The sequence below is a fragment of the Lentiprolixibacter sp. genome, from assembly GCF_982873095.1.
Genome location: NZ_CEYNTP010000246.1, coordinates 1 through 4,060, shown reverse-complemented (window position 1 = coordinate 4,060; position 4,060 = coordinate 1). Strand labels below are relative to the sequence as shown.

Below are 4,060 nucleotides of genomic sequence, written 5' to 3'. Positions count from 1 at the left end.
ACAATAAAAAAACCGGAACATGCAGATGTCCCGGTTTCTTTTTAAGCTTTGATGATTTACAACTCCAATACGGCGTTTTCGGCCCCGGCAAAATCGTTCCACTGGTAACGGTCCGCAGCCTCGTCGTTTACATAAGCTCCGTCTACCAGGTAGCGAAACTCAAAGGTGTTTTCCTTGGGAAGGTCAAAAGTGCCCTTGAAGTTACCGTTCTTAAGCTTTTTCAACATGCTCCCTTTTGGGTTCCAATTATTAAAATCCCCTACTACGGCTACTTTCTTCGCCTCTTTTGCAGGTACTGTAAAAGTAACCTTGCATACGGGTTTTGTCTTTAAATACTGTTTGCTAATTGCCATGGTTTCTTTATTTTAATTTTTTTGGGCAAAAAAAAGCATTAATCCCTTCAAAGACAATGAAGGATATCAGTTTTATTATTTTGATAATATTTTGAGAACTATTCCTTCACTTTTACAAAAAACAGGCCCTGTTTTTAGGACCTCACAAAAATTAAGCATGCCTTTTTATCACGGCCAACACCCCGTTAATACAGTCATTGTATTTGAATACTCCTTATAAAATAAGTTCCAGATCATATCCCTGTTGTCATCCTTCGCGCTTTACACACAGTAACAGTGGTAGTTTCCATCTTCACTTGGAAAACCACTCCCTTTATCTTTGTAGTAAAAGACCGGAATAAGCGTGATCAGCCAAAACAAACAGGACCGAAAAATATCCCTGGAGCAACATGACCTCCTGGAACATGCCCAGAAACGTATTATCCAGAAAAAAAGGCTTTACCGGCATTTTGTCCTGTTCCTGATCGGGGGGCTGTTCCTTGTTTTTGTAAACAAGATCCTTAAATATGGGGAAGGGTACGACTGGTACCTCTGGGGGATAGTTGTCTGGCTTTTTTTGTTGATCGTTCATACTGTGAACGTCTTTATCCTGAATCCGCTTATGGGTCAGGATTGGGAACGCAGCCAGCGCGAACGCCTTGTGCAGAAACAGAAAGAACGGATTGCGGAGATCCAGAAAGAAATCGAGACCGAATTCCCGATGTCTGCAATCAATAAAAAAAAAGAATGAAGGGCAAGCTGGTGATGATAGCTGCAGCGGGAGAAGACAATTCTCTTGGCAGGGACAACGAACTCCTCTGGCACTTGCCAGACGATTTTAAACGTTTTAAACAACTAACCACGGGGTACAAGATCATCATGGGTCGTAAAACATTTGAAAGTTTTCCGAAACCACTGCCAAACCGTTTCCATATTATCATCACCCGTAACAAGGACTACCAGGTAGATCATCCCCAGTGTACAGTGGTCCATACACTTGAGGAAGCCCTGAAGCTTGTAGAAAATGAAGAACAGGCTTTCATTATCGGGGGAGGTGAGATTTACACCCAGGCCCTGCCCCATTCCCATCAGATAGAACTCACACGGGTCCATGCACGTTTCAAGGCAGACACCTATTTCCCGGAAATAGATCCCTCGGAATGGGAATTGGTCCAGCAAGTGCAACATCCAAAAGATGAACGGCATAAGTATCCGTTCAGCTATCTTACCTATACCAGGAAATAAGAGAAAACGCTTAGAAGTCTGCCTTACCGGCCTCCCCTTCGGCCCCTACCAAAGCCAGCATATCCTGCAGAATGCTAAGGGACTTGTTGGTATAAAACCGATGCACTCCGGGAGCAGTACCAGGATTAAGTAGTTGCTTTTCCTCCAGAACCCTTTTGGTTTGTCGGGCCACGGCAGCACTACAGTCCAAAACATTAATGTGATCTGGCAATAAATCTTTCAATAGCGGCATCAGAAAGGGATAGTGGGTACATCCGAGGACGATCTGGTCCACGCCGGCTTCCAGCATAGGCTTGATGTATTTCCTGAGGAGTGTCCTCGCCTCTTCGGACTGTGCCTTTCCCGCCTCGATCAGCGGAACCAGGCCGGCCCCGATCTGGTCGATTATGGTGATCCCGGCAGCGTGGTTACGGGCGGTATGATGAAATAACGAACTGCTCAAAGTCCCTTTTGTTGCCAAAACTCCTACCGTACCCGTCCGGGTATGCAGGGCTGCGGGTTTAATGGCAGGCTCAATACCTATAAAGGGCACCTCATAGGTGGCGCGCAAATGCGCAATAGCGTTGGTCGTAGCGGTATTGCAGGCCACTACAATTAACTTGCAGTTATGTTCAAGAAGATATTCGGTGTTTTTGATGCTCAGGTGGATGATTTCATCCCGGCCTTTCTCGCCATAGGGGGCATGCCTGCTGTCTGCCAGGTAGTAGGTGTTTTCATTGGGGAGCAGGGTGTGGACCTCCTTCCAAATAGATAACCCACCCAAGCCAGAATCGAATATGCCAATTGGATCTTTGTCCATTGCTGTTTTGCCATTGCCCTGAAAAAGCAATATGTAAAATTAAAAAAACCGCCCTTAAAGGACGGTTTTAATTTTTTAGCTGAGGGGAAATGTTTAGAAACCGAGTTCCTGCTTAACAGCTGGCAGCAAATCTGGTCCTTTTGCCACAATTAACCCGCCTCCCTGGGTAGCATCGATCACATAATCGTATCCCTGTGCAGCAGCAACTTTTTCGATTGCTTCTTTTGCTTTTTTGGAAATCGGCTCGAACAATTCGGCTTGTTTTTTAGCCAATTCCTGCTGAGCGGCCTGTTGGGCCTCCCCAATGTTCTTTTCAAAACCCTGTAATTCCAGTGCCCGCTTTTCATTCTCTTCAGCAGACATAGAGCTGGCTTCATTAGAATACTGCGTATACTTATTCTTCAGTTCTGTCATGGAATTTTCAATATCGGCCCGGTAGGTTTCCTGAAGTTTTTGTAGCTCTGCCTGTGCCGCTTTCATTTCAGGCATTTCTGCCAGGAGTTCGGATACATTTATATGTGCGATCTTGCTCTGCGCATTTACAAATCCGGTAGCGGCAACAAACAGTACAAGGGCAACTGCTATGTTTTTCAATTGTTTCATGATCTTCGTTTTACTTTTTGAGTGTTAATTTATCTTAGTTATTTTGATTTACGGAATCCGGTTTCTTTTCCGTAGCTTTTTTTCTCTCTTCTTCTTTTGCCTTTTTTCGTGCTTCTCTTTCGGCCAGTAATTTTTGACGTCGTGCCTCATAGGCTTTTTTTCGCTCTTCCCTTAGCCGGAGTTGTTCGGCCCTGCGATCTTCAACGGCCTTTGATCTCACTTCCTGGGCTTGCTGGGCCCGATCCTGACGCTCCTTCAGGGCTTCGCTGATCTCTTCTTTTGTAGGTCCGCCCTCAAACTCTTCCAGCTTACTTTTTGCCGGCTTCTTTTTAGGCTTACTTATTTTTCTGGTACGGGCTATTTCCCTGAGCACCAATTCGCTAATATCGTGCCGTTTTTCGGAGTACAACATTACGACATCCGCAGATTTATCGAAAATAAAATCGTACTTTTTGTTGGCTCCGATTTTTTGCACTTCATTGAATACCTGGTCCTGAATGGGCTGTATCAAGCGTTGTTTTTGCAATACGAGATCTCCCTGTGGCCCGAAGCGATCCTGCTGGTATTCGATCATTTCTTTTTCCAGAATCTGGATTTCTTCTTCACGCTCTGCAATGAGTTCATCGGTAAGCAACACCTTTTCTGCCTGTAAATCCTTCTTCATTTGCTCAATGGTGCTTTGCTTTTGTTCGATTTCCACTTTCCAACGCTGTACCCGATTGCCCAGTTGTTCACTGGCTTCCCGGTATTCCTCAACATTTTCCAGGATATACTCCATGTCTACGTACCCAATCCTTACGCCCCTTTGTGAAAAAGCGAAAGAAGTAAGCAAGGTAGCGGTCAATACTAAAAGAACTTTTTGTTTCATTCCTGCTTGCTTTTTTAACATAGAAAATATCGTGCCAAAATTACTAAAACTTTTAAAATGAGTGGTTTATCCTTTAGTAATTCCGGGGTAGAAATCAGGAATTAAAACTGTTGTCCAATGATAAAGTGCGTTTGCCACCCACTGGGCCCGGTTCCTGCAGATTGCGGTCGGAGGTCTTCATCAAAGCCGTAACCGAAATCGATCCCCAAAAGA

General features: G+C 44.7%; 6 protein-coding genes. 2 read left to right on the top strand and 4 right to left on the bottom strand.

All coding sequences use genetic code 11. The annotated features are described in order from the left end of the window. Nucleotides 1–56: 56 nt before the first annotated feature. Nucleotides 57–353 carry an isoamylase early set domain-containing protein gene (locus AC4E7D_RS12505; RefSeq protein WP_490174122.1) on the bottom strand — a complete coding sequence of 99 codons (297 nt, stop codon included), beginning with the start codon at nt 351–353 and terminating at the stop codon, nt 57–59. A gap of 343 nt (nt 354–696) precedes the next feature. Between AC4E7D_RS12505 and AC4E7D_RS12500 the strand changes: the two genes are divergently transcribed. Together AC4E7D_RS12500 and AC4E7D_RS12495 are read left to right on the top strand one after the other, a co-directional pair. Then, a complete protein-coding gene (locus AC4E7D_RS12500; RefSeq protein ID WP_490174121.1) occupies nt 697–1,083 on the top strand; it encodes a 2TM domain-containing protein in 387 nt (128 codons plus the stop codon). Beyond that, on the top strand, nt 1,080–1,577 hold the full coding sequence (locus AC4E7D_RS12495) for a dihydrofolate reductase (protein ID WP_490174120.1): 498 nt from the start codon (nt 1,080–1,082) through the stop codon (nt 1,575–1,577). The genes AC4E7D_RS12500 and AC4E7D_RS12495 overlap by 4 nt, the downstream gene beginning before the upstream one ends. Nucleotides 1,578–1,587: 10 nt before the next feature. Here the strand turns inward: AC4E7D_RS12495 and murI are convergent, their stop codons facing one another. From murI to AC4E7D_RS12480, 3 genes are all read right to left on the bottom strand, one after another. Then, on the bottom strand, nt 1,588–2,376 hold the full coding sequence (gene murI / locus AC4E7D_RS12490; protein ID WP_490174119.1) for a glutamate racemase: 789 nt from the start codon (nt 2,374–2,376) through the stop codon (nt 1,588–1,590). Nucleotides 2,377–2,469: 93 nt separating this feature from the next. Then, the gene (locus tag AC4E7D_RS12485; RefSeq protein ID WP_490174118.1) at nt 2,470–2,979 is read right to left on the bottom strand and encodes an OmpH/Skp family outer membrane protein; all 510 of its coding nucleotides are present in this window, start codon (nt 2,977–2,979) and stop codon (nt 2,470–2,472) included. Between the two features lie 34 nt (nt 2,980–3,013). After that, nucleotides 3,014–3,847: an OmpH/Skp family outer membrane protein gene (locus tag AC4E7D_RS12480; RefSeq protein WP_490174117.1), complete on the bottom strand. Its 834-nt coding sequence runs from the start codon at nt 3,845–3,847 to the stop codon at nt 3,014–3,016. Between the last annotated feature and the right edge of the window lie 213 nt (nt 3,848–4,060).

Excerpts from the sequence above, each read along its gene's own strand:
- AC4E7D_RS12505 (WP_490174122.1), bottom strand. The coding sequence starts at position 353 with ATGGCAATTAGCAAACAGTATTTAAAGACAAAACCCGTATGCAAGGTT.
- AC4E7D_RS12495 (WP_490174120.1), top strand. The coding sequence starts at position 1,080 with ATGAAGGGCAAGCTGGTGATGATAGCTGCAGCGGGAGAAGACAATTCT.
- murI (WP_490174119.1), bottom strand. The coding sequence starts at position 2,376 with ATGGACAAAGATCCAATTGGCATATTCGATTCTGGCTTGGGTGGGTTA.
- AC4E7D_RS12485 (WP_490174118.1), bottom strand. The coding sequence starts at position 2,979 with ATGAAACAATTGAAAAACATAGCAGTTGCCCTTGTACTGTTTGTTGCC.
- AC4E7D_RS12480 (WP_490174117.1), bottom strand. The coding sequence starts at position 3,847 with ATGAAACAAAAAGTTCTTTTAGTATTGACCGCTACCTTGCTTACTTCT.